The organism is Mesorhizobium sp. CA15 (assembly GCF_020165215.1).
Classification (GTDB): domain Bacteria; phylum Pseudomonadota; class Alphaproteobacteria; order Rhizobiales; family Rhizobiaceae; genus Mesorhizobium.
Genome location: NZ_JAIUHQ010000001.1, coordinates 322584 through 343712, shown reverse-complemented (window position 1 = coordinate 343712; position 21129 = coordinate 322584). Strand labels below are relative to the sequence as shown.

Below are 21129 nucleotides of genomic sequence, written 5' to 3'. Positions count from 1 at the left end.
GGTACATATCATCCGAGAAGACTCGTCTATTGAAGACCTCCAGACTTTGGAGATCTTTCAGTGACAGACACAACATTACAGCTTGAAGACGCGGCGATAGACCTCGATGACGCCGCGCCAGCCCCGTGGAACGCAGCCACCTGGTTTGCGGTCATTTCATTGGCGGCCACCAGCTTTGCCCTGGTATCAGCCGAATTCCTGCCGGCAGGCCTGCTGACGCCGATGGCGCGGGACCTCGGCATCAGCGAAGGAACCGCCGGACAGGTCGTCACCGCCACGGCTTCGGTCGGCGCCGTGACGGCCATGTTGAGCAATGTTCTCATCGGACGATTGAACCGTAAGACGGTGTTGGTTGGCCTCAGCGCCTTGGCGGTCGGTTCCAACCTCCTTGCCGCGCTAGCGCCCAATTTCTGGCTGTTGCTGCTGGGCAGGGCCGGGCTCGGAATCGCTCTCAGTGCGTTCTGGGCACTCTCGGTTGCCGTCGTGGCCAGGCTGGTCGGCGCCAATGCGACAGGTCGGGGCATGGGCATCGTCACCCTCGGCGTCTCGCTCGCCACCATCGCCGCCCCGTCAATGGGGGCGTTGATCAGCGACTGGCTGGGATGGCGCAGCGCCATGGCCTTGACGGCGGGCTTGGCAGTGATTGCCATGCTGCTACAATTGCTGAGCCTGCCGACCTTGCCTGCGACGGCCAGCAATAGTCTGGCTGACGTATTTCGGCTGACACAGCGGCGCGGCATCCAACTCGGTATGCTTGCCATTCTTTTGCTGATGACGGGGCATTTTGCCGGCTCTGTTTATGTGCGCCCCTTCCTCGAACACGTGACGCTCCTCGCCACCGGGCCAATTGCCCTGGCCCTGCTCGGATTTGGCATCGCGGCTGTGATCGGCAACGTCGCCGGCGGCCGTATGGCCGACGCCAATATCCGCATGGCGCTCGCGGGCAACGCCGCATTGATGGCGTTTGCGGCGCTGGCATTGGTGCTTTGGGGCGTGCACATTGGCGTCGCGTTCACATTCGTCACGCTTTGGGGCTTGGCCTTCGGCATGGCGCCGGTGGTGCTGCCGACCAATCTGTCCCGCGCGGCACCTGATGCGCTGGAAGCTGCGGGTAGCCTGATGGTCGTCTCCTTCCAGGTTGCCATCACCATCGGCGCGGTTGTCGGCGGCTATGTCGTGGATACCCATGGCGCCACGGGACCTTTGACTCTTACCGCCGTCCTTGCCGCATTGACCGTCGTGCTGGCGCTGCTACAGCCTCGCGGGTGAACTTTGCTCCAGCTGACATGGAGCGTCTCATCGTTTCACGAAAACGGTGAGACGCACTATTTCTTTGTTTTCGGGGCTGAAAACCGTTTCGTACATTTCTTGGGATTGCTCTAAAGCCGTCGCGTCTGAATGGCCTCTTACGACGCGTTTTAGCTTGTTGCTTTATGCCTGTCGTCGACCCAAAACCGCTGCGCGCTTTGGGCGACATGCATCGGGCGGCCTCAACACGGACGCCGCGACGTTGCAGCCTGATTACACAAGTTTATGCGGTCCGGTCGTTGCTTCACGCCACAATCGGAGGTTATGGCACGTTCGGCTTCGGCCAGTGGAGGCAGCGGCGATGGGCGGCTGCCTTTTTTGAGGAGATGATTGACATGAAGAAGTTTTTGCTCGTTGCCGTGGGTGTTGCGGCGTTGGCCGGTTCGGCTTGCTCCAAGGGCCCGGAATGCACTCAGGAAATCGCCGCCAAGAAGGCGCAGGACATGGCTGCCGCGCTCCAGGAAGCCATCACCAAGGATCCGAGCAAGGCGGCCGATCTGACCGCCAAGGTGCAGGCCGTGACGACGAAGTATCAGGGCGCCACGACGCTCGACGAAGCCTGCAAGGCCTATGACGAGCTGACCGCCACCATCAAGGGTTGAGCCCAGCCGTCGACAATGCGAAGGCGGTGGCCGGTCGATCGCCGCCTTTTTCTTGCGCGGCGCTTCGGACAAGACGCGCTATGCGATACCCATCGTGCGCTTATGGTCGGCGATCTCGGCGAGCAGCCAATCCTGGAACAGGCCGGTGCCTGGCTTGTTTCCGATGCTGCGGCGCTGGTGCAGGTAGATTCCGGCGGGATAGGTGTGGCGGGCGCTGAACGGGGCGACAAGCTTGCCTTGCTGCAAAAGGTCTTGGGCCATCATGGTGTCGGCCAAAGCGATCCCCGCGCCGTTTATCACCTCGCGCATGATCAAGGTGCAGTCATCGAGTGTCGTGCTGGATTTCGGCGTGGCGTCCAGAACGCCTTCCTGTTCCAGCCAGCGCCGCCAGCGCATGCTCTCGCATTCGTGGATGAGGTGATGATTGACCAGATCGGCGGGCGTTCTGAGCGGCACCGGTCCCTCAAGCAGCGACGGCGCGCAGACCGGCGTCAGAACGAGCGGGATCAGCAGCGTCAGGGCCGGGCCGGCCTTGTAGACGAACTCGTCGACAATGGCCAAATCGAAGTTGGCGCGCTTGCCCGACGTCGAGATCTCTAGGTTCACGGACGGATGCAGCTTGCGGAAATTCGGCAGCCGGTCCGCCAGCCAAAGGTTCAAAACCGCCGGCACGCAGAGAACCCTGACCCGCTGGGTCCTGCCGTGACCATGGACGAAGCTGACATCGTCGGTGGCGCGCCAGATAGCCTCGAATGCTTCGGAGAGGCCGCGCGCATAATATGAGCCCCTGATGGTCGGTGTGATCTGGCGAAAGCCGCGCTCGAACAGCTCCTGGCCAAGGTTCTTCTCGAGCGCGCGGATGTGGCGGCTGACGGCCGAGGGCGTCAAATGCAACTCTTCCGCTGCATCCTTGATGCTGCCGAGACGCGCGGCGGCCTCGAAAGCGCGCATGCCATTGAGTGAGGGCAGGGCCATTGGCCGATCATGAAATGTCAGTTGAGTTTTTGTCAATCGACTTGGGCAAAATTGGCGTTTGATCGCTTGGCCGGTTCAGGGATACCCAAAAGACAAGAGCGACCAAGTCGCCATCCGAAAACGATTGTTTGGGCACTCCGATGCCATTCCACCAGCGGCGGAAACCGGCATGGCCGGCTTTCACCGGTGACCGGCGAAGCTTTGCGTTAGACGCCAGCTGAGCCTCGGCGGAGGGCCTCAGAATGGGAGAACGAGCTTTGCCTCAGTCGCCGGCGCCGGTCTTCGAAGCGGCGGACGAGATTTCCGCGGAAACCTCGGTCGTCGTGATCCTGCAAACCGCTCAAACAGGTTTTGGGCCGCGGGCAGGGGCGCTCGACGCTGAAATGGACGGGATCTTGTCCCGCGCGTGTTCCGAGCCGGCCGCGCTTGAGGAGTCCGGGGCCTGTGTCGATGTTATCGCCCCCAAGGCGATGTCGGCCCGACGCGTGGTGGTGCTGGCTTTGGGCAATGCCGAGGCTGTAACCACGCTTTCCCTGGCGCGGGCCGGCGGTTTGCTTGCGGCGCATCTGGAAGGCAAGGGCGAATGCGCGGCCACCCTGATGCTGGACCCGCTCGCCGGTGTCGACCTGCCCGCAGCGGAAATACTGGCGCGGGTCGCGCTCGGCATGCGGCTGCGGCGCTATCGTTTCGACATGCGCAACCGGCGTCAGGGAGCAGGCGCCGACCGCACTTTGCGGGTGCAATTGATCGGCGCGGCCGGTCCGGAGCTGAAGGCGGCGCTGACACGGGTCAATGCCATCGCGGACGGCGTCGAATATGCGCGTACGCTGGTCAACCTGCCGCCGAACCATCTCCACCCCGACAATTTCCACGACCACCTGGAGCCGCTGCGCGAGGCCGGCATCGATGTCGAGATCCTCGATGCGGCAAGGCTGAAGGAGTTCGGCATGAACGCGATCCTGGCCGTTGGCTCCGGCTCCGCGCGACCGCCGCGCGTCGCTGTCCTGCGCTATCGCGGCAAGGGCGCCCCCGCGCAGCCATTAGCCTTCGTCGGCAAGGGCGTCTGCTTCGATTCCGGCGGCCTGTGCATCAAACGCGGCGAGCAGATGTTCGACATGAAGGCCGACATGGGCGGCGCGGCCGCCGTTGTCGGGCTGCTGATCGCGCTTGCCCGGCAAGGCAGCCCGGTGCATGCCGTCGGCGTGCTCGGCATTGCCGAGAACATGCCGTCCGGCACCGCGCTCAAGCCGCGCGACATCATCACGACGGCGTCGGGCCAGACCGTGGAAGTGTTCGACACGGATGCGGAAGGCCGGCTGATCCTGGCCGACTGCCTCTATTATGCCGCTTCGCGCTTCAATCCCTCGGTGATCGTCGATCTGGCGACGCTGACCTATTCGGTGATGCGGGGCCTCGGCTCGGTCTTCGCCGGACTTTTCAGCACCGACGACACCATCGCCTCGCGCATGATCGCGGCGGGGGAAAAGGTCGGCGAGCGGTTCTGGCAACTGCCGCTCGACCGGGCCTATGACGAGGGGCTGCAATCGCCCTTCGCCGATATCCGGCATCACGCTAAGGACATGGAAGACGGCGACGCGCCCTATGCCGCGGCCTTCCTGCGCAATTTCACCGAAGACCGCCCTTGGGTGCATCTCGACATAGCCGGCAAGGAAATGGCCGACAAGGATCGGCCGCTGGGCCGGGAGGGCGCCACGGCCTTCGGCGTGCAGATGTTGGAAGAGTGGGTGCAGTCCGGCCGGACGGCGAGCTAGGCGGCAACGAGATGTCTTCAACCACGCAGGGAGCCGGGATGCCGTCCGAGATCGTCAGCAAGGAAGGGCGGGCCGGCTTCGGCGCCTATGAAACCTGGTATCGGGTCAGTGGCGAGCTCGATGCCGGCAAGGCTCCGGTGGTGATCCTGCATGGCGGGCCGGGTGCTGCCCATAATTACGTCGATGCCTATAAGCTTCTTGCCCGAGGCGGCCGCGCCGTCATCCACTACGATCAGTTGGGCTGCGGCAATTCCACCTTGCTGCCGGAAAAGGGCGCCGACTTCTGGACGCCCCAACTCTTCATCGACGAGCTGGAAAACCTCGTCGACCATCTCGGCATCCGTGGCGGCTTCCATGTGCTGGGTCAAAGCTGGGGCGGCATGCTGGGCGCCGAATATGGCGTGACCAGGCCGAAGGGCCTGAAGTCGCTGACCATCGCCAACTCGCCGGCGTCCATGAAGCTTTGGGTCGAGGAGGCCAACCGGCTGCGCGCCGACCTGCCCAGGGACGTGCAGGAGACGCTGACGAAGCACGAGCAGGCCGGCACGACGGACGATCCGGCCTACCAGGAAGCGACGATGCGGTTCTACGAACGGCATGTCTGCCGGGTCGTGCCGTTCCCGCCCGAGGTGACGGAGACTTTCGCCCAGATCGTGCGCAATCCGACCGTCTACAATGTGATGAACGGCCCGAACGAATTCCACGTCATCGGCACGCTGAAGAGCTGGAGCGTCATCGACCGACTGCCGGCCATCGAGGTTCCCACACTTCTTCTCTCGGGCCGTTACGACGAAGCCACGCCCGCGACCGTGCAGCCCTTCAAGGACGGCATCAAGGGATCGCGCTGGCAGATATTCGAGCATTCCAGCCACATGCCGCATGTCGAGGAGCAGGATCTCTGCATGCGTGTGGTGGGAGACTTCCTGGACGACAACGACAACAGAAAAGGGGAATGACGACATGAAGAAACTGCTTTTGGCGGCGTCGGCCGCCGCATTGCTGGCCGGCTCGTGGCTCGCTCCGGCACAGGCCGAATATCTCAAGGAGCACCGCGGCGGCACCATTCGCCTTCTCGCCCGATCGGCGGCCGGAACGCTCGATCCGCATATCAACTACACGGACCAGGGCTGGCAGATGTACCAGCCGATCTATGACGGCCTGGTCGCCTTCCGCAAAGCCGAGGGCGTCGACGGCTTTTCCATCGTTCCCGACCTGGCCGAGGCGCTGCCCGCGGTCAGCAATGACGGCAAGACCTTCACCTTCAAGCTGCGCAAGGGCATCAAGTTCTCCAACGGCCAGGATCTTGGCGTGAAGGACGTCGTCGCCTCCTTCCAGCGCATCTTCAAGATTTCCGGGCCGACCTCGGGCACCTTCTATGCCGGCATCGTTGGCGCCGACAAATGCCTGGCCGACACCAAGAGCTGCACGCTGGAAGGCGGTGTCGTCGCCGACGAGACGGCCGGCACGATCACCCTCAATCTCACCAAGCCGGACGCCGAGATCCTCTACAAGCTTGCCTTGCCGCATGCTGTGATCCTGCCGGCGGACACGCCGGCGGAGGATATGGGCTCCAAGCCGATCCCCAGCACCGGCCCGTACATGATCTCGGCCTTCGATCCGAACAAGGGCATGACGGTTTCCCGCAACCCCAATTTCCAGCAGTGGAGCGAGGAAGCCCAGCCGGACGGCTATCCGGATGTCGTGCAGTATGATTTCGGCCTGTCGGAAGAGGCGGCCGTGACGGCGATCCAGAACGGCGAAGCCGACTGGATGTTCGACGCGCTGCCCAGCGACCGCCTCGGCGAGCTCGGCAGCAAGTCCATGGACCAGCTGCACATCTCGCCGCTTTCGGCCTGGTGGTACGCGCCGCTGAACACCCGCATGGCCCCATTCGACAATGAAAAGGCGCGCCAGGCCGTCGCCTATGCGGTCGACCGCAACACGCTGGTCAAGCTGTTCGGCGGCAAGGTGCTGGCTTCGCCGGTCTGCCAGGTCCTGCCGCCGGACTTCCCCGGACACGAGGACTATTGCCCCTTCACCAAGAACCCGGGCGCCAAATGGTCGGCTCCGGATGTCGAGAAGGCCAAGCAGCTCGTCGAGGAATCGGGCACCAAGGGCCAGAAGGTGACCATCATCGTCGAGGACACCGCCATTTCGCGTTCCATCGGTGTCTATCTGCAGAGCGTGCTGACCAACATTGGCTACGTCGCCGACGTCAAGCCGATCTCGTCCAACCTCCAGTTCACCTATATCCAGAACACCAACAACAAAGTGCAGATGTCCGTCACCCAGTGGTACAAGGACTATCCGGCAGCGTCGGACTTCCTGAACATCCTGTTCAGCTGCGCTTCCTATCGCGAAGGTTCGGACGCCTCGATCAACATTTCCGGCTTCTGCGACAAGGATATCGACGCCCAGATGCAGAAGGCGCTGGACCTCGGCGTGACCGATCAGAAGGCGGCCGACAAATTGTGGGCGGCAATCGACAAGCAGGTCACCGACAAGGCACCGGCGGTCGGGCTGTTCACGCCGAAGCGGCTTGATTTCGTCAGCAAGCGCATCGGCAATTTCAAGTTCAACCCGCAGTTCAACTGGATTATCACCCAGTCCTGGGTGCAGTAAGGGGCCTGGGTGCAGTAACGAACCGCGGAATCACATACCGTGTCCAGCCAAGTCGCCGCCATGCCGCGCAAGACGCGAGGGCCTTGGGCCGTCACGTTTGCGAAGCTGGCAACGGACAGGGCCGCCATGGCGTCCCTGGCCGTGTTCCTCATCATCGTTCTCGCCTGTTTCAGCGCGCCGCTCTATGCGAAATGGGCGGGCACGGATCCGTTCGCCTCGACGCTCGACGCCGTCATCCAGATCGACGGCGCCGACGTTCCGGTGATGGAGCAGTCGACCGAGGGACTGGGGCTTGGCTATACGCCGATCGGCCCGACCTGGCGGCTCGGCAATTATTTCCTCGGCGCCGACAGCCAGGGCCGGGACGTCATGGCGAGGTTGCTCTATGGCGGCCTGAACTCGCTGCTGATCTCCGGCGCGGCCACCATCTTCACGCTGATCGTCGGCACGATGGCGGGCCTGATCGCAGGTTATTTCGGCGGCATCACCGACACGGTGCTGTCGCGCTTGCTCGACGTGCTCTGGGCGTTCCCGATCTATCTGCTGGCGATCTCGCTATCCATCGTCACCATCGCGCAAGGCATCGCGATCGGACCGATCGAGATCCAATCAGGTAGCCTATGGCTGCCGATCATCATCATAGGCATCGTCTATATACCCTATGTGGCGCGGCCGATCCGCGGCCAGGTCCTGGCGCTGCGCCACAGCGAGTTCGTGTTCGCCGCGATCAATCTCGGCGTGCCGGGCTGGCGCATCCTGTGGCGCGACATCCTGCCCAACATCACCACCACCCTCATCGTGTTCGTGCCGCTGATGATGGCGCTGAACATGCTGACGGAATCGGCGCTGTCGTTCCTGTCGATCGGCGTGCAGCCGCCGGCCGCGAGCTGGGGCACCATCATCCAGGACGGGCAGGCGCTGCTCTACACAAGGCCACTGGTGGCGCTGGTGCCCGGTCTGGCGATCGCCGTTTCCGTCATGGCGCTCAACGTCTTCGGCGACGGCCTGCGCGATGCGCTCGACCCGCGCTCCAAGGTCCGGCTGGGGCGCGACTGATGTTTTATGCGATCCTTCGCCGTTTCGGTCAGATGCTGTTCGTGATGTTCGGCATCTCGGTCATCGTCTTCCTGATCTTCTTCGCCACGCCCGGCGCCGATCCCGCGGCGCGCATCGCCGGCCGCAACGCTTCGCCGGAAGTGCTGGCCGCGGTTCGCCACAGCTTCGGCTTCGACCAGCCGCTCTACGTGCAATACACGCGCATGATGGAGAAGATCTTCGTCACCGGCGACCTGACCTCCTTCGTCAACCGCGGCTGGAAGGTTGTGCCGGCCGTCATGGATTCCATCCCCGTCACGCTTTCGCTGGTGTTCGGCGCCGCGGTCCTGTGGGTGGTCGTCTCCATCATCATCGGCATCGTCGCCGCGGCCACCCGAGACAGCTGGCTGGACAAGCTTTTGATGGCGCTGGGCCTGCTCGGCATTTCCATGCCGGTCTACTGGCTGGGCGAGGTGATGAACCTAATGACCCAGAGCCGCTATCACGACAGCTGGGCATTCTCCTGGGTGCCGCCGCTTGGCTATAAGAATTTTTCCGACGATCCCAAGGGCTGGTTCCTGACGCTGGTCATCCCATGGATCACGCTGGCCATCCTCTATATCGGCATTTACGGGCGCGTGCTGCGCGCGGCCATCATCGAATCCATGCAGGAAGATTATATCCGCACCGCCCGGGCCAAGGGCCTGTCGGAGACCCGCATCCTGTTTCGCCATGCGCTGCGCACCTCGCTCATCGCCTTCGTCACCCTGTTCGGCCTCGACTTCGGCGCGCTGGTGGGCGGCTCGGCCTTGCTGACCGAAGTCGTGTTCGGCCTGCATGGCATCGGCAAGCTCACCTATGACGCGCTGCAGAATCTCGATCTGCCGATGATCATGGCGACGGTCATGTATGCGTCCATGTTCGTGGTGATCGCCAACGCGGTCGTCGATTTCGTCTACATCCTTCTCGATCCGCGCCTGAGGGCATCATGATATTGTCGGTGCGCGATCTCAAAGTGTCCTTCCGCACCCATGACGGGCCGGTACGGGCCATCGACGGCGTTTCCTTCGATCTCGAGGAAAGCGAGATCCTCGGCGTCGTCGGCGAATCCGGCTCCGGCAAGACGGTGTCGCTGCTTGCCGTGATGGGGCTTATCACCGACCCGAACGCCACCATCGAAGGCTCGATCCGTTACAAAGGCCGCGAATTGGTGGGCCTGCCGCCGCGCGAGCTTCGTCGTTTGCGCGGCAACGAGATCGCCATGATCTTCCAGGACCCGATGACGGCGCTGACGCCGGTCTACACCATCGGCTGGCAGATCGCCGAGCAGATCCGGGCGCATCGCGGTGTTAGCAAGTCCAAGGCGATGGAGCGCGTCGAGCAGCTGCTGGCGGAGGTGAACTTCCCCAACCCGCACGAGGCGATGTCGCGCTATCCGCACCAGCTTTCCGGCGGCATGCGGCAGCGGGCGGTGATCGCGATGGCCTTGTCCTGCGATCCGGCGCTGCTGGTGGCCGACGAGCCGACCACCGCGCTCGACGTCACCGTGCAGGCCGGCATTCTCGACCTCGTGCGCAAATTGCGGGCGAAGCACAAGTCGGCGGTGGTCTTCATAACGCACGACATGGGCGTGGTCTCCGAGCTCGCCGACCGAGTGATGGTCATGTATGCCGGCCGCGTTGTCGAGCGCGGCACCCGCACTGAGCTGTTTTCCGATCCGCGACACCCTTACACGCGCGCGCTGCTCGGCTCGATCCCGCCGCTGACCGGCCAGAAACCGCGCCGCCTGCCTGCGATCCCCGGTTCGCCGCCTTCCTTGCTGCGGCTGCCGCAAGGCTGCGCCTTCGGCCCGCGCTGTCCGGTCCGCTACGAGCCTTGCGAGGCTGGCAAGCCAGGTCTCGGCGCGAGCGCGCACGCCGCCGCGTGCTTTCGGGTGGCGCAGGCATGAGCGAGTTGATGACAAACACAGACCGACCGATCCTCGAGACGCGTTCGCTGGCAAAACGCTTTTCGATCGGCAGCCGCTTTTCCGCCGAGGGCAGGCGGACGGTCCATGCGGTGGACAACGTCTCGCTGAGCGTGCGGCGCGGCGAGACTGTCGGCCTTGTCGGCGAATCCGGATGCGGCAAGTCCACGCTGGCGCGCTGCCTGGTGCGGCTCTACGACATCACCGACGGCAAGCTTCTGTTCGAAGGCGACGACATCACCTCGAAATCGCTATCCGAGCTCAGGCCGCTTAGGCGACGTTTGCAAATGGTCTTCCAGGATCCCTCGGCCTCGCTCAATCCGCGCCGGCGCGTCGGCGACCTCGTCGCCGAGCCGCTGCGTATCCACGGCAAGGTTTCGGCGCGTGAGATCACCGCGCGCGTGGCGGAGCTGTTCGAACTGGTCGGGCTGTTGCCGGACCATATGATGCGCTATCCGCACGAATTCTCCGGCGGCCAGCGCCAGCGCGTCGGCATCGCGCGGGCGATCGCGTTGAATCCCGACCTTGTCGTGCTGGACGAGCCGGTCTCCGCCCTCGACGTGTCGGTGCAGGCCCAGATCGTCAACCTGCTCGCCGATCTGCAGGAGAAGCTGAAGCTCACCTATATCTTCATCGCCCACGATCTCTCTGTGGTGCGCCAGGTCTCGACGCGCATCGCGGTCATGTATCTCGGCTCTATCGTCGAGGAGGGCCCGGCGGAAGAGATCTTTGGGACATCCGCCCATCCCTACAGCCAGGCACTGATCTCGGCGGTTCCCATCGTCGAGACGACGCCTGCGGGCGCGCGCAAGCGCATCATCCTCACCGGCGACGTGCCGAGCCCGCTGGAGCCTCCGTCCGGATGCCGTTTCCACCCACGGTGCCCGATCGCGGCGGAACGGTGCCGTTCCGAGCGGCCGGAACTGAAGGAATATCGTCCGGGCCGCAAAGTGGCCTGCCACTTCCCGACTTTGACCTGAACCGTCTTCTTCCGGGTGGCGGACGCGGGCTGCCAGAACCGCGCCGGATCAGTTCTTGGCGATGGCGCCGACTTCGACCGAATCGACCCGCTTCAGGCTCATGCCGATCACCGGCACCAGCTGATTGTTGACGCGCACGGCAACCGTCACGGTCATCGAATTGCCGTCGGGGACACGCGCCTGCATGACGCCGTTCAACTGCTTGCGGTTGATGGTGAAAACGACCTTCTGGGCGTCGACGACATTGCCGCCGACAATGTCCATGCCGCTTTCGGTCGAGCCGCCCATGAAGGTGCCCCTGTAACCGTCGCGGCCCTTGCGCTCGACGCTGGCCGACATCTTTTGCGTGAACACGCCGACCCTGCAGCCGCCGTCAAGCGTCATGCCGAGCTTGCTGGCGGGCGTCGAGCCATTGAAATCGCAGGTGAATTTGGTGCCCTTGTACTTGCCGGCGATGATTTCGCCAGGGCCGACCCATCTGCCTTCGACGGAGCGGAAAAACTGCTTGTCCGGCTCTGCGCCAAGGGCCTTTTCGACGAGGCCGAGCGGCGCGGCAATCGCAATGGCGGCAGGCAGGACGCAGGACAGGATAACGCTTCTCATCGACGACACCCGGCACGAAAGAGTCTATTCTTGGGACCGGACTGACCATGCAGAAGATTGGTTAATGCTTCGTCACCCGCAATGGGTGACGCGTTTACCTTATCGGTCGTCCTGGCCGTTCTTTCGTGCCGCGAAAGACGTCAGCGCTGAGAGGAAATCGCCGAGGCCCGGGCGCTTCACGGCGATGAACGGCAAGGGGCGGGCGGTTTCCATCGCGGCGATGCCGATGCGCGCCGTCATCATGCCGTTGACCACGCCTTCGCCGAGTTTTGCCGAGAGTTTGGCGGCAAGCCCGTGGCCGACGATCTGCTGCACGAAACTGTCGCCCACCGCGATCGAGCCGGTCACCGCCAGATGCGCGAGCACCCCGCGCGCCAGCCGGAAGAAGCCGAGCGTGCCTGGGCGGCCGCCATAGAGCTCGGAAAGCCGCCGGATCAGCCGCCCGGCCTCGAACACGACATAGGCGATGTCGACCAGCGCGCGCGGGCTGACCGCCGTTATGAGCGACACGCGCTTCGCGGCCTCCAGAATCATGATTTTGGCGCGCTCATCGAGAGGCGACAGGATTTCGGTCTCGGCCAGCCGCACCAGATTGGCACCGTCGATGATCTCGCCGCGCAATTCGGCCAGCGAACGGCGCCCTGCGGCGGTCTCGGGCTTGGCGGCGACGAAAGCCGAGAGCTCGTCGACCAAGGCGCGCGCTGCCTTGGGATCGTCGCGAGCCACCGCATCCAGGGCCCGTTTCTGCATCTTTTCGACTTCGGCCAGGCGGGCGATGGCAAGGAATTCGCGGATGAGGATGACGAACAGCGAAAGCAGCGCGATCGCCGCCATGCCGGCCGCCAGCCAGCCGAGCCATTCGGCGCGCGCAAACAGGTCGCGGATCAACTGATCGGCCCAAAGGCCGATCGCCAGCGAGACGAGCACACTCAGAGCGCCGAAGAACAGCCGCGCCAGCAGCGAACGCTTTGGCGGCGCCGTCGCCGGCGGCGGAACCGCGGCCTCGATATCCGGCTCGTCGAAGACGTCGACTTCCGAGGGGATCACGACCGCTACATCGGCCCTCGCGGCACGTGGCCTGCGCGCCGGCGGCTCCTCGGCGGCGCTATTTCGCTGTGGTTGCGGCGGCGCCTCGGTCTCAGGCTCGATGCGGAAGGCCGCCGGTTTGCGAGGCGCGGTCATGCCAGATGATCTCCGATCAGGAACTGCAGCGCGCGGTCGAGCCGGATATGCGGCAGGGACAGCGTGACGCCTTCGGCGGTGCGTTCAAGCTTCGGCGGGCGGAAACGCACGAAGCGGATCGCCGGTTCGGCGCTGTCCACCTGCGATCCGGAAACGTCGAAGACGGCATCCACCTTTTCCGGCAAATCGCCCGGGAAAATGGCGGTTTCAGTCTTTCCGTCGAATGTCCCGCCGTTGATCGTCTCGCCTTTCAGCGGCGTGCCGATGATGACGGGGAGCGTCTCTCGCTCCTGCTTAACCGTGCCTTCGCGGGTCGAGCGAACGGCGGCCATGGCGACGACATCGACGGCGGCGCCGCTGAAATTCGCCCGCGCGACGGCCCGGTCGGTCAGCCGGCGCACGATCGCCTGCAGCCGGTCATGGCTTTCGTGGTGCAAATGGTCCGCCTTGGTCGCGGCCACCAGGATGCGGTCGATGCGGCGCGAGAAGAAGTCGGTCAGGAAATTGCCCCGTCCGGGCCGGAAGCAGGACAGGATCTCGGTTACCGCGCGCTCCAGATCGGCCATCGCGGCCGGGCCGGCATTGAGCGCCTGCATGGCGTCGATCAGCACGATCTGCCGGTCGAGGCGGGCGATGTGCTCGCGAAAGAACGGTTTGACGACATGCGTCTTATAGGCCTCGTAGCGGCGCTCCATCATCGCCCGTAGCGATCCCGAGCGCGGCCGGCCTTGCGACAGCGTCATCAGCGGCGCGAAGGTGAGCGCCGGCGAGCCTTCGAGATCGCCCGGCATCAGGAAACGGCCTGGCGGCAGCGTCGACAGCGCGTGGTCGTCGAGCTTGCACGCCTTGAGATAGGCGGCAAAGCTTTCGGCCAATCGCCGGGCGGTCATCTCGTCGGCTTCGGCATCTGGATCGATGGTGGAGGCCAACTCACGCCAGGCCTGCGACAGGTCGCAGCGGACGGGCAGGGCGGCCAACTCGACCGCCTCGCGCGAAAAATCGGCGAAGGATTTGCCGAGCAGTGGTAGGTCGAGCAGCCATTCGCCGGGATAGTCGACGATGTCGACAGATAGTTTTCCGGCTGAAAACAACCGGTTCCAGCCGGAAGCCGACTCATATTCGATGGTGAGCCGGAGCTCGGAGATCGCGCGGGTCGAGTCCGGCCAGACGCGCTCGTTCACCAAAGCCGCGACATGGTCTTCATATTGGAAACGCGGAACGGCATCGTCCGGCTGCTCCTCGAGGAAGGCGCGGGCGATGCGGCCGGATTTCTGCGCCTCGAACAGCGGCAGGCGACCGCCATGAATGAGATTGTGGACGAGGGCGGAGATGAACACGGTCTTGCCGGCGCGCGACAGGCCGGTGACGCCAAGGCGCATTGACGGAGAGAAGAGCCCGGCGGCGCGGCCCGACAACGTGTCGAGCGCAATCCTCGCCTCGTCGGTAAAACTGGTCAGCGATGATGCCAAATCAGGCCTCTGGTTGCGCGTCAGCGCCCGATATAGGCCCTGGACCGCGCGTTTGAAATGGCCTCAGAGGTCGGCCGGCGTGAGAAAGGCTTCGAGATAGCCATTGCCCTGGGCCGCTTCGGCAAGGTTGCCGGGAAAGCGCACCACGGCAAGGCCGGAGGTCGGAAAACCGTGATTCATCATGCCGCGCGCCGTCTGCTCGCCATTCCCGGACACCGCCATGGCCAGATCTTCGGTCATGGGGTTGTGGCCGATCACCAGAAGCTGGCCAGCGTCCCGATTTTTGCGGATGATCTCCAGATAGCCGGCCGCATCCTCGCTGTAGAGCGTGTCGAAGAACAGCACCCGGCCGGTGTCGGTGCGCCCCGCCAGGCCTTCCAGCGTCTGCCTGGCCCGCTTGGCGCTGGAGCAAAGAGTGACGTCCGGCACATAGTTGCGGGCCCGCATGGCCTCTCCGATCGCTTCGGCATCGGCCATGCCCGATTCGTCGAGCGGGCGGTCGAAATCGCGCATGCCGGGCAGCGCCCAGCCGGCTTTGGCATGCCGCAACAGATAAAGTCTGCTCAACCGGACCCCCATGGCGCTGCCTTCGTGACAAAGCGCGATTAGTCACCAGAACGATGTCATGCACAATGGTCGGCCCGCAACTGCAACGAATCATGTGCAAATTCGTTTTCTGCCGTTGAACAATGTCGTCGCCGGAGTTGCCGATGTGAGACTAACAATTGCGTGAAACTGTTGCCGATAGCGCTTGTGCAGGCTCTTTTCCCCGAATATATAGGCGCCAAATTTTGGGGTTGTTGGGTGAGTCGAATGAACGATATCGTTACCGCCAATTACGTACCCTCCGAAGACGAGCCGTTCATGAACGAACGGCAAAAATCGTACTTCCGTCAAAAGCTTATCACCTGGAAGAACGACATTCTGCGCGAAGCGCGCGAAACCCTAGAAATCCTGCAGCAGGAAAACGCCAATCATCCCGACCTAGCCGATCGCGCCTCCTCCGAAACCGATCGTGCCATCGAATTGCGCGCCCGCGATCGCCAACGCAAGCTCATCTCGAAAATCGACTCCGCGCTCCAACGCATCGACGAAGGCACCTACGGCTATTGCGAGGAGACCGGGGAGCCGATCGCGCTGAAGCGGCTTGATGCGCGTCCGATCGCGACGTTATCGATCGAGGCGCAGGAGCGTCACGAACGCCGCGAGAAGGTCTATCGCGACGACTGACGCGATCCAACAGGCAGGAACATCAAAAATGGCCGGAATTCCGGCCATTTTTGTTTTCAGCGCTCCCATTGTCTTTGCCGACAAGCGCGAAAGGCTCGCTTGCCGGTGGCCGGTCAGCGCTTGTGGCTGCCCAACTCGCCAAGCAGCTTAGTCATCTCGTCATCGAGCGAAGGCTTGGCCACCGGCTTGCTGGGTGCCGGCTGGGAATGCGTCTCGTCGAGAGAGGTCTCGAGCTCGTGCATCAGCGTGTCGTCGATGGAATCGTTTGAGGGCGGCGGCGTGGATCGGGTGCTGCCGTTCGTCGTTCCGTAGCCCGGCAGCGGCATAACCTTCGCCGTCGGTTGGCTCGGCGCCGCCGGCTTGGGCGCGGGTGCGGGCGCCGGCGCGCGCGGACGTGCGACGGCAGCCGGCTGGGCGGCAGGCGGCGGCGCCGGCCTGGCGGGGGCGGGTGCGGGCGCCGGTTGCGGCGCGCGTGGGCGTTGCGCAACTCCTGTCTGCTGCTGACCGGCGTCGCCCGTCAATGCCGGGCGGCGCAGCGCCGCCAGCCTGATGTCGCGCTCGACCACGACATCGGTCGGCCCGCCGATCAGGATCAGATGCTCGATGTCGTCGCGGCGCACCAGGACAAGCCGGCGATGGCTGTCGACAGCGGTGGCATCCATCACGGCAAGCCGCGTCTTGCGGTTCCTGCCGCCGGCGACGAAGGTGCCGAACGTCAGGTTGCGGACCACCTTGATGGCGAGCAGGACGACAACCAGCATGATGAGAGCCGCTACCGTCCACAAGATTGCAGCGACATAACCCGGGCCCGCTACATTATCCAGCCACTGCATCGGTGCACCCCAATCGCCATCTTTGAAGTCAGGGAACACTAGACCGTTGGGACCAGCGACCGCAAGTTCACATCATCCATCGTGAACAGTTTGAAACATGAATCGTTGATTTTATCGGACATTTGCCGCCGAGGCCTTTTCCGCTACAGGAGAATGTGATTCAACCGGCCGTCCGTGCCCGTCGGACACCGGAATCACGAGCAGGGGGAACATGGCCAAGGAAGCGCGCGGCGATTTCTATCCGGTACCGATCGTCGACCAGAACACGCGTCCGGGCGCCGTCACTAGGCTCATCGTCTTCATCGTCGTCTTGACCGGCGCCGCGATCGTCTTCGGACTTTTCCGCGAGCGCCTCGGCGATCCTTTCCTGCTCGGCATGCTCGGCGTGCTCGCCATGATCGGCGTCGGCTTCCTGTTCGCGACCGCGATCGGCTTCGTGCAGATCGCACCGCGGTCGACCGGCGACGAATTGTCAAAAGCCTTCGTCGACTCCATGTCGCAGGGCCTGCTGGTCACCGACACCAAGGGCCGCGTCGTCTACGCCAACCGCGCCTATGCCGACATGACGGGTGCCGCCTCGGCCGCCGATCTCAAGACCGTCGAAGGGCTGTTGTCGGATGTCCCCGAGGCCTCGATGACGATCTACCGGTTGGCGTCGGGCCTGCGCGACGGCCAGGCCGGCGACGGCGAGTTCCGGCTGGCGCAGTCGATCAAACCAGGCGCTGAGCCGGGCGCGCGCTGGTACCGCGCTCGCGCCCGCGCCTTCAGCATGCCCGGGCAAAGGCTGCCGATGCTGGCCTGGCAGCTGGCCGACATTTCGCAGGAACGGGCGGAGCAGGAACGTTTCTTCCTGGACCTGCAAAAGGCCATCGACCATCTCGACCATGCGCCGGCCGGGTTCTTCTCGGCCGATCAGGAGGGCCGCGTCACCTATATCAACGCCACGCTCGCCGAGTGGCTGGGCATCGATCTTGCCTCCTTCACGCCGGGCGCCATCACGCTGCCGGAAATCATCGCCGGCGACGGCATGGCGCTGGTCCGTTCCGTCAAGGCCGATCCGGGCACCACACGCAATGCGGTCATCGACCTCGACCTCACCACGATGAGCGGCCAGGCGCTGCCGGTGCGCTTCATGCACCGGGTATCGGCAAGCCGCGAAGGCGTGAACGGCCCGACCCGCACGATCGTGCTCAACCGCACCCAGGGCGAGGACGCTTCCGCGGAGCTGCGGGCATCCGAGGTTCGCTTCACCCGCTTCTTCAACTCGACGCCGATGGCCATTGCCGGCGTCGATGCGAGCGGACGCATCCTGCGCACCAACGCGCCGTTCCTGCAGCTGTTTTCGTCCGTGGTCGACCGCGACGCCGTCGACCGGCGGGTGCGCTTCGAAACGATCGTTCACGAACGCGACCGGCCGGCATTCGCCGCCGCCTTCGAGAAGGCGCGGCAGCGGCAGGCCAATATCGAGCCGATCGATTCCGTCCTGCCCGGCAATGAGGAGCGCCACATCCGCTTCTACGTCAATGCCGTCGCCGACAGCGCGGGCAGCGAAGGCGCCGAGGAGGCGGCGATCGTCTACGCGGTCGAGACCACCGAGCAGAAGGCGCTCGAGGGCCAGATGGCGCAGAGCCAGAAGATGCAGGCAGTCGGCCAGCTCGCCGGCGGTATCGCGCACGACTTCAACAACGTGCTGACCGCCATCATCATGGCGTCCGACCTTCTCTTGACCAACCACCGGCCGTCGGACCCGTCCTTCCCCGACATCATGAACATCAAGCAGAACGCCAACCGGGCGGCCTCGCTCGTGCGGCAATTGCTCGCCTTCTCGCGCAAGCAGACGCTGCGGCCGGAAGTGCTCAACCTGACCGATGTTCTGGCCGATCTCAGGATGCTGCTCGCGCGCCTCGTCGGCAACGACATCAAGCTGAAGATCGACCACGGCCGCGACCTGTGGCCGGTCAAGGTCGATATCGGCCAGTTCGAGCAGGTGGTGGTCAATCTCGCCGTCAATGCGCGCGATGCCATGCCGAGCGGCGGCGATCTCACTGTGCGCACCCGCAACGTCACCGCCGACGAGTGCAAATCCTTCGCCTACCGCGAATTGACGCCGGCCGACTATGTGCTCGTCGACGTCGAGGACACCGGCAGCGGCATTGAGCCCGAGGTGCTGAAAAAGATCTTCGAGCCCTTCTTCACAACCAAAGAAGTGGGCAAGGGCACCGGCCTCGGCCTGTCGATGGTCTACGGCATCATCAAGCAGACCGGCGGCTTCATCTTCTGCGATTCCGAAGTCGGCAAGGGCACGGTGTTCCGTATCTTCCTGCCGCGCCACATCGCCGAGGTGAAGAAGCAGGCCGAGCCTGGCGAGGCGCCGTCGACAGCGGCGACTGCTCCGGCCAAGACCGCCGATACCGCAAAAGATCTTTCCGGCTCCGCCACGGTGCTTCTGGTCGAGGACGAAGATGCCGTGCGCATGGGCGGCGTCAGGGCGCTGACCTCGCGCGGCTATACCGTGCACGAGGCGTCGTCCGGCGTCGAGGCGCTTGAAGTGTTCGAGGCGCTCGGCGGCAAGGTCGATATCGTCGTGTCCGACGTGGTTATGCCGGAGATGGACGGGCCGACATTGCTCGGCGAGCTGCGCAAACGCCAGCCGGACATCAAGTTCGTGTTCGTTTCGGGCTATGCCGAGGACGCGTTTGCGAAGAACCTGCCGGCCGAGGCGCATTTCGGTTTCCTGCCGAAACCGTTTTCGCTCAAGCAACTGGCGACGATCGTCAAGGACGTGCTGGAATCCTAGGGCGTTCAGCGCTTCCTTGGATTGCTCTAAATAAGCCGGAGCTTGCGCATTGCGGCAGTCCTGCCATGATAGTCGCCGGATGGGTCTATCAGGGGTGGTAGCGCGTGACGCCGCATATCGAGGCGGGCCGGGGGGACTATGCCGAAACGGTGCTGTTGCCGGGCGATCCCGAGCGCGCGCAATGGATGGCGGAGATGTTTCTCGAGGCGCCGCGCTGCGTGAACCGCCGAAGGGGCGCGCTGGGCTTCACCGGCCGGTTCCGCGGCAAGCCGGTCAGCATCCAGGCGACCGGGATAGGGGCGCCGTCTTTCCTGATTTATGCCTTTGAGCTGATGGAGTATTACGGCGTCAAAACGCTGATCCGCACCGGCACATGCGGCGGCTTGTCGGAAGACGTGCCTTTGCGCGGCGTCGTCATCTCCAGCGAGGTGCGGGCCGAGAGTGCAATCAGCGGGCAAGTGTTCGGGCTTTACCAGCCGGCGGGGCCGGACCCGGCGCTGCATGCGCGGGCGCTGCAATGCGCCGCCGATCTCGGTATCGCCTGCAGCGCCGGACTGACGATCTGCAGCGACGTCTTCCACCATCCCGATGGCCGCGCTCGGTTTGACGAGCCGATGGCGCTGGGGGCGTTGGCCGTCGATATGGAAACCAGCGCCCTCTATCGGATTGCGGCACAGTTCGGCGCTCGAGCGCTGTCGCTGCTGACCGTCGTCGACCATGTCGCCACCGGCGAGCTGATCGACGATTCGGAGCGCCAGGCGCTTTTCACCGACATGACCCGGCTGGCGCTCGAAGTCGCAGTCGAGAGCAGTTAGGCGGCTTCCTGCTTCAATGCGGCCTGGTCTTCGGCGCTGGGCCGATGGCCGCGCAAATAGAGCGCGCAGGTCGTGCGCAGCATGGAAGCGAAGTTCGGGATCTGGCCGTTGATCTCGATCGCCTCGTCATAGAGCTTCGAGATGAATTTCGGCGTTGTCAGTCCCTGGCTGTCGGCGATCTCGTCAAGAAGACCCCAGAATGTCGCCTCGAGCTGGATGCTGGTTGAATGGCCGTCGATGCGGATCGACCTGTTGATCTGCCGGTAGCCTTCCGGGTCCTGCCCGGCGAAGACTCTGCACATCGGTACCTCCCGTTGTTGTTTGTCTTGGGCGCCGATTGGGTTGGCTGGCGCCTTTTTGAACACTGCCTGCGTTGGTCATTTTCGATCCGATAGCCGCCGACGGCAATCGGACTTTCGTCCTTAGAATTGGAGCGACACTAGCCGTTTTCCTGCTCTACGCGTGGTAATCGGCTGCCACCACCATTTTTCGCCGGCGCGCATAATCGGCTTCGAAAGCATGAGAGCTCACGGAGTCCGATTTGGCGAAGACGATCCATTCCATGATCAGGGTTCTCGACGAAGCGCGCTCCGTCGACTTCTACAACAAGGCCTTCGGCCTCGAGGTCGCCCAGCGGCTCGATTTCGAGACTTTCACGCTCGTCTATCTCAGCAATGCCAGTTCGCCCTTCGAGGTGGAGCTGACCGTCAACAAGGGACGTACCGAGCCCTACGCGCTTGGCGACGGCTACGGCCATCTCGCCGTCTCGGTCGCCGATCTCGACAGCGAACACGACCGGATCGGCGCGCTCGGTCTCAATCCGAAGAAGATTGTCGAGTTCAATCACGACGGGGCGCTGATCGCCCGCTTCTTCTTCATCGAGGATCCCGACGGCTACAAGATCGAGGTCCTGCAGCGGGGAGGGCGCTTCCAATAAGGA

At 63.9% G+C, this 21129-nt stretch carries 20 protein-coding genes; 13 read left to right on the top strand and 7 right to left on the bottom strand.

Annotated elements, in window-relative coordinates:
* The first annotated feature begins 60 nt into the window (after window positions 1-60).
* The gene (locus tag LB515_RS01755; RefSeq protein WP_095765260.1) at window positions 61-1269 is read left to right on the top strand and encodes an MFS transporter; all 1209 of its coding nucleotides are present in this window, start codon (window positions 61-63) and stop codon (window positions 1267-1269) included.
* A 374-nt stretch (window positions 1270-1643) separates the two neighbouring features.
* Window positions 1644-1910, top strand: a complete 267-nt coding sequence (locus LB515_RS01750) for a hypothetical protein (protein ID WP_040982305.1) — start codon at window positions 1644-1646, stop codon at window positions 1908-1910.
* 78 nt (window positions 1911-1988) lie between these two features.
* On the opposite strand, the gene LB515_RS01745 is transcribed toward LB515_RS01750, so the two are convergent.
* Entirely contained in the window at window positions 1989-2885 is an 897-nt protein-coding gene (locus LB515_RS01745; RefSeq protein ID WP_095765261.1) for a LysR substrate-binding domain-containing protein, read from the bottom strand.
* A gap of 257 nt (window positions 2886-3142) precedes the next feature.
* On the opposite strand from LB515_RS01745, the gene LB515_RS01740 reads away from it, so the two are divergent.
* From LB515_RS01740 to LB515_RS01710, 7 genes are read left to right on the top strand one after another with little or no spacing between them, the layout of a single operon-like run.
* Window positions 3143-4657 carry a leucyl aminopeptidase gene (locus LB515_RS01740; protein WP_224706549.1) on the top strand — a complete coding sequence of 505 codons (1515 nt, stop codon included), beginning with the start codon at window positions 3143-3145 and terminating at the stop codon, window positions 4655-4657.
* 38 nt (window positions 4658-4695) lie between these two features.
* A complete protein-coding gene (locus tag LB515_RS01735; RefSeq protein WP_224706548.1) occupies window positions 4696-5613 on the top strand; it encodes a proline iminopeptidase-family hydrolase in 918 nt (305 codons plus the stop codon).
* 4 nt (window positions 5614-5617) lie between these two features.
* On the top strand, window positions 5618-7279 hold the full coding sequence (locus LB515_RS01730; RefSeq protein WP_224706547.1) for an ABC transporter substrate-binding protein: 1662 nt from the start codon (window positions 5618-5620) through the stop codon (window positions 7277-7279).
* A gap of 60 nt (window positions 7280-7339) precedes the next feature.
* Entirely contained in the window at window positions 7340-8335 is a 996-nt protein-coding gene (locus LB515_RS01725; RefSeq protein WP_224706761.1) for an ABC transporter permease, read from the top strand.
* Window positions 8335-9306, top strand: coding sequence for an ABC transporter permease (locus LB515_RS01720; RefSeq protein ID WP_095765266.1), 972 nt, complete (start codon window positions 8335-8337; stop codon window positions 9304-9306). Before LB515_RS01725 ends, LB515_RS01720 begins: the two co-directional genes overlap by 1 nt.
* A complete protein-coding gene (locus LB515_RS01715) occupies window positions 9303-10262 on the top strand; it encodes an ABC transporter ATP-binding protein (RefSeq protein ID WP_224706546.1) in 960 nt (319 codons plus the stop codon). The genes LB515_RS01720 and LB515_RS01715 overlap by 4 nt, the downstream gene beginning before the upstream one ends.
* A gap of 8 nt (window positions 10263-10270) precedes the next feature.
* Window positions 10271-11260, top strand: coding sequence for an ABC transporter ATP-binding protein (locus LB515_RS01710; protein ID WP_224706545.1), 990 nt, complete (start codon window positions 10271-10273; stop codon window positions 11258-11260).
* A gap of 48 nt (window positions 11261-11308) precedes the next feature.
* Here the strand turns inward: LB515_RS01710 and LB515_RS01705 are convergent, their stop codons facing one another.
* From LB515_RS01705 to LB515_RS01690, 4 genes are all read right to left on the bottom strand, one after another.
* Window positions 11309-11863 (bottom strand): hypothetical protein, encoded by a 555-nt coding sequence (locus LB515_RS01705; protein ID WP_224587622.1) that lies wholly within the window; start codon window positions 11861-11863, stop codon window positions 11309-11311.
* 99 nt (window positions 11864-11962) lie between these two features.
* Entirely contained in the window at window positions 11963-13045 is a 1083-nt protein-coding gene (locus LB515_RS01700) for a YcjF family protein (RefSeq protein ID WP_224706544.1), read from the bottom strand.
* A complete protein-coding gene (locus LB515_RS01695; protein WP_224706543.1) occupies window positions 13042-14514 on the bottom strand; it encodes a YcjX family protein in 1473 nt (490 codons plus the stop codon). Before LB515_RS01695 ends, LB515_RS01700 begins: the two co-directional genes overlap by 4 nt.
* A gap of 63 nt (window positions 14515-14577) precedes the next feature.
* Entirely contained in the window at window positions 14578-15081 is a 504-nt protein-coding gene (locus LB515_RS01690) for a SixA phosphatase family protein (protein ID WP_095765607.1), read from the bottom strand.
* 246 nt (window positions 15082-15327) lie between these two features.
* Here LB515_RS01690 and dksA point away from each other — a divergent pair, with 246 nt between their 5' ends.
* On the top strand, window positions 15328-15744 hold the full coding sequence (dksA, locus tag LB515_RS01685; RefSeq protein WP_095765270.1) for an RNA polymerase-binding protein DksA: 417 nt from the start codon (window positions 15328-15330) through the stop codon (window positions 15742-15744).
* Between the two features lie 113 nt (window positions 15745-15857).
* Here dksA and LB515_RS01680 read toward each other — a convergent pair whose 3' ends face one another.
* Window positions 15858-16577, bottom strand: coding sequence for a flagellar biosynthetic protein FliO (locus tag LB515_RS01680; RefSeq protein WP_224706542.1), 720 nt, complete (start codon window positions 16575-16577; stop codon window positions 15858-15860).
* Window positions 16578-16788: 211 nt separating this feature from the next.
* On the opposite strand from LB515_RS01680, the gene cckA reads away from it, so the two are divergent.
* Window positions 16789-19374 carry a cell cycle histidine kinase CckA gene (cckA, locus tag LB515_RS01675; protein WP_224631976.1) on the top strand — a complete coding sequence of 862 codons (2586 nt, stop codon included), beginning with the start codon at window positions 16789-16791 and terminating at the stop codon, window positions 19372-19374.
* Window positions 19375-19478: 104 nt separating this feature from the next.
* Window positions 19479-20189 carry a DeoD-type purine-nucleoside phosphorylase gene (locus LB515_RS01670; RefSeq protein ID WP_224532022.1) on the top strand — a complete coding sequence of 237 codons (711 nt, stop codon included), beginning with the start codon at window positions 19479-19481 and terminating at the stop codon, window positions 20187-20189.
* Here LB515_RS01670 and LB515_RS01665 read toward each other — a convergent pair.
* The gene (locus LB515_RS01665; RefSeq protein ID WP_095765274.1) at window positions 20186-20491 is read right to left on the bottom strand and encodes a ribbon-helix-helix domain-containing protein; all 306 of its coding nucleotides are present in this window, start codon (window positions 20489-20491) and stop codon (window positions 20186-20188) included. The genes LB515_RS01670 and LB515_RS01665 overlap by 4 nt on opposite strands.
* A gap of 239 nt (window positions 20492-20730) precedes the next feature.
* Here LB515_RS01665 and LB515_RS01660 point away from each other — a divergent pair, with 239 nt between their 5' ends.
* On the top strand, window positions 20731-21126 hold the full coding sequence (locus tag LB515_RS01660) for a VOC family protein (protein WP_224601306.1): 396 nt from the start codon (window positions 20731-20733) through the stop codon (window positions 21124-21126).
* Window positions 21127-21129 lie beyond the last annotated feature (3 nt).

Coding starts and splice junctions, on each gene's coding strand:
- LB515_RS01750 (WP_040982305.1), top strand. CDS start 1,644: ATGAAGAAGTTTTTGCTCGTTGCCGTGGGTGTTGCGGCGTTGGCCGGT.
- LB515_RS01705 (WP_224587622.1), bottom strand. CDS start 11,863: ATGAGAAGCGTTATCCTGTCCTGCGTCCTGCCTGCCGCCATTGCGATT.
- LB515_RS01715 (WP_224706546.1), top strand. CDS start 9,303: ATGATATTGTCGGTGCGCGATCTCAAAGTGTCCTTCCGCACCCATGAC.
- LB515_RS01730 (WP_224706547.1), top strand. CDS start 5,618: ATGAAGAAACTGCTTTTGGCGGCGTCGGCCGCCGCATTGCTGGCCGGC.
- LB515_RS01725 (WP_224706761.1), top strand. CDS start 7,340: ATGCCGCGCAAGACGCGAGGGCCTTGGGCCGTCACGTTTGCGAAGCTG.
- LB515_RS01700 (WP_224706544.1), bottom strand. CDS start 13,045: ATGACCGCGCCTCGCAAACCGGCGGCCTTCCGCATCGAGCCTGAGACC.
- cckA (WP_224631976.1), top strand. CDS start 16,789: ATGGCCAAGGAAGCGCGCGGCGATTTCTATCCGGTACCGATCGTCGAC.
- LB515_RS01710 (WP_224706545.1), top strand. CDS start 10,271: ATGACAAACACAGACCGACCGATCCTCGAGACGCGTTCGCTGGCAAAA.
- LB515_RS01720 (WP_095765266.1), top strand. CDS start 8,335: ATGTTTTATGCGATCCTTCGCCGTTTCGGTCAGATGCTGTTCGTGATG.
- LB515_RS01745 (WP_095765261.1), bottom strand. CDS start 2,885: ATGGCCCTGCCCTCACTCAATGGCATGCGCGCTTTCGAGGCCGCCGCG.
- LB515_RS01680 (WP_224706542.1), bottom strand. CDS start 16,577: ATGCAGTGGCTGGATAATGTAGCGGGCCCGGGTTATGTCGCTGCAATC.
- dksA (WP_095765270.1), top strand. CDS start 15,328: ATGAACGATATCGTTACCGCCAATTACGTACCCTCCGAAGACGAGCCG.
- LB515_RS01665 (WP_095765274.1), bottom strand. CDS start 20,491: ATGTGCAGAGTCTTCGCCGGGCAGGACCCGGAAGGCTACCGGCAGATC.
- LB515_RS01735 (WP_224706548.1), top strand. CDS start 4,696: ATGCCGTCCGAGATCGTCAGCAAGGAAGGGCGGGCCGGCTTCGGCGCC.